This window comes from Acinetobacter sp. NIPH 817 (genome assembly GCF_000368405.1).
In the GTDB taxonomy this organism is placed as follows: Bacteria; Pseudomonadota; Gammaproteobacteria; order Pseudomonadales; family Moraxellaceae; genus Acinetobacter.
Genome location: NZ_KB849427.1, coordinates 1 through 2,800, shown reverse-complemented (window position 1 = coordinate 2,800; position 2,800 = coordinate 1). Strand labels below are relative to the sequence as shown.

Annotated in this window: 2 protein-coding genes and 2 pseudogenes; all 4 read left to right on the top strand. The window is 39.6% G+C overall.

All coding sequences use genetic code 11. From position 1 onward, the window contains the following. Window positions 1–279: pseudogene (locus F968_RS19375) on the top strand (hypothetical protein); the annotation flags it as partial. Next, entirely contained in the window at window positions 263–1,555 is a 1,293-nt protein-coding gene (locus tag F968_RS19370; protein WP_004796699.1) for a phage terminase large subunit family protein, read from the top strand. The pseudogene F968_RS19375 and the gene F968_RS19370, both read left to right, overlap by 17 nt. Window positions 1,556–1,594: 39 nt before the next feature. Continuing rightward, window positions 1,595–2,137: pseudogene (locus tag F968_RS19365) on the top strand (hypothetical protein); the annotation flags it as partial. Window positions 2,138–2,175: 38 nt separating this feature from the next. Then, window positions 2,176–2,400 (top strand): hypothetical protein, encoded by a 225-nt coding sequence (locus tag F968_RS20115; RefSeq protein ID WP_004796696.1) that lies wholly within the window; start codon window positions 2,176–2,178, stop codon window positions 2,398–2,400. Window positions 2,401–2,800 lie beyond the last annotated feature (400 nt).

Below are 2,800 nucleotides of genomic sequence, written 5' to 3'. Positions count from 1 at the left end.
GATTTTAAGTGATTTGCTTTGGACTAAAAAAACAATGTGACCATGACAATTAAGATCGTGGACCAAATACAAAAGATCATGAAAGGGTTTTATGAGAAGAAGGGGGAACAAAATAATAAAGGTGGTTATTCTGAAGCGAACCAAACTAAAGCTGAAGTAGAACTTGAGATTAAAAAACTTGAACTTCAGAAGTTACAACGTGAGGTAAATCCACCTGAAGAGGATTACAAGCTTGTGCTGAATCCTGATGAGGAGATACCAAATGAGCCAATGCTTTAATCCTCCAGAAGGTTCAGTTCAATTAACGCCTAAGCAAGCCAATATTTATTTGTGGGGCTGGCAAAAAGAAGCCCGATTACGTGATGCTGTTTGTGGCCGACGTTTCGGTAAAACATTCTTGGCCAAAGCGGAAATGCGAAGAGCCGCAAGACTAGCGGCTAAATGGAATGTTTCGGTAGAGGATGAAATCTGGTATGCAGCGCCTACCTTTAAGCAAGCAAAACGGGTTTTCTGGAAGCGACTAAAACAAGCTATTCCAGCATCTTGGCGAGCTGGTAAGCCTAATGAAACTGAATGTTCAATTACTTTAAGAAGTGGCCATATTATCCGTGTCGTTGGTCTAGATAACTATGATGACCTTCGTGGATCTGGTTTATTTTTCTTAATTATTGATGAATGGGCCGACTGTAAATGGGCTGCATGGGAAGAAGTGCTTCGCCCGATGCTTTCTACCTGTAAGTATATGGTGAACGGCGAACAGCGAGTTGGTGGCCATGTTTTAAGAATTGGTACGCCTAAAGGCTTTAACGATTGTTATGACACATTCATGGATGGTCAGCCAGGGCATGAACCAGACTGTAAAAGCTTTTCTTACACTTCATTACAAGGTGGAAATATTCCTGAGTTTGAAATCATTGTTGCTAAACGCAAAATGGATCCTAAGACATTTAGTCAGGAACATGAAGCAAGCTTTGAGAGCTATCAAGGTGTCATCTACTATTGTTTTAACCGGTTGCTAAGTGCATCAAGTGAAACAGTTAAGGTTAATGATGTTCTTCATGTGGGAATGGACTTCAACGTAACTAAAATGGCTGCTGTGGTATATGTTCGCCGTGGTGAGCATATGCATGCGGTAGATGAGTTCTTTGATCTATTCGATACTCCAGCAATGATTGAGGCTATCCAAGAGCGATATCCTAATCACGAGGTTGCAGTTTATCCCGATGCTTCAGGTGAGAATCGAAAGTCGAGTAATGCTAGTGAGACAGATCTGGCTTTATTAAGAAAGGCAGGTTTTAAAGTTCATGTGAATAGTCGAAATCCAGCAGTAAAAGACCGCATTAACTCAATGAACGGTATGCTGTGTAATACATTGGCTGAGCGCAGATTATTTGTGAATGTTGTTAAATGTCCTCACTTTACTAAATGCTTAGAGCGACAAATCTATGATGATTATGGGCAGCCAGATAAAAGTGCTGGTACATATCCAATCGCTTATTTATTCCCGATCGACAAAAAATCTGTTGGAGTTCGTAGGATTCGCGGGATGTCTTAAACAACGCACCTTTTTTGGTGCTTTTTTATTGGTGTTTTTATGGCAGTTACTGATAAACATCCGCAGTATATTGCTGCACAAAAAAGCTGGCAGATTATGCGTGACGCCGTTGCCGGCGAAGAGTAGATCAAACAGGCTCAGACAAAGTACCTAGCTAAATCGGCTGGCATGATTGAAGCAGAAAAGCAGGGTGATACTGCCGGAGAGATCTATAAAGCTTATCTAAGCCGTGCTCAGTATCCATTATGGGTTCAAGATTCGCTACGTACGATGATTGGTTTGGTTTCTAAGCTACAGCCAAATATTGTGATCGAAAGTACTTTGCTTCAAGAACTTATCGCTAATGCAACTAATGATGGATTTGGCCTTAAACAGCTCTTCATTAGAATTTGTCTTGAACTTCTAGTATTTGGTCGTTGTGGTTTGCTAGTGGATGTTGATTCCAATGGGGTTCCTTACTTTGCGCTTTATGAGGCGCTTTCAATCATTAACTGGAAGGAAAACAGCATTGGTGGGCGAAAAGATTTAAAGCTTTTGGTGCTCGTGGAGCAATTTGATAATAGTGAAGATGAATTTGGCCATAACAGGATTATTAGCTAATTTTAAGGTGTTGATATTATATGAAAAAGATTATCTTTTTAAGCTTAGTTCTTGGTTTGGTAGGGATTAATGGTTGCTCAAAGGTGGAAAAAGAGTCAAAAGAAGCTATCTTAAGCACCTTAAAAGATCCTGATTCAGCCCAATTCCAAAATATAAAAGGATATTGCGGAGAGGTAAATTCTAAGAATAGCTACGGTGGTTATTCAATTTGCAATAATTTGGGAAGCACACTGCACCCCAAATAAATTATCTTTAAAAGAGCGCAATGAGTGTGTAAAGGATGCATATAATCAGTCTCTTATAATGGATGCAAGGCTTAAAGGGGGTTCCAAGGAAAGCTTAAGGAATGAAATATTAACAGACAAAAATGCATCAAAAGCAGAAATTCAAGAAGGCTTAAGAGATATTGATCGTGCGTATAACAGTAATTTCAAAGATAAGGGTCTATAGGCAGAGGATGTTGTTGCTAAATGTGTAAAGTTGATTGATTAGTGAATTGGTAAAAAGCACCCTAGGGTGCTTTTTTATTTAGACAAAACGCACTTCAACATGTTTACCAATTGCCGCAGCATATTTTTGCAATGTGGCAATAGATGGTGATGGTTTGCCTGTGATCAATGCTTTTTCTAGCCGTGAAACGGCAGG

Excerpts from the sequence above, each read along its gene's own strand:
- F968_RS20115 (WP_004796696.1), top strand. The coding sequence starts at position 2,176 with ATGAAAAAGATTATCTTTTTAAGCTTAGTTCTTGGTTTGGTAGGGATT.
- F968_RS19370 (WP_004796699.1), top strand. The coding sequence starts at position 263 with ATGAGCCAATGCTTTAATCCTCCAGAAGGTTCAGTTCAATTAACGCCT.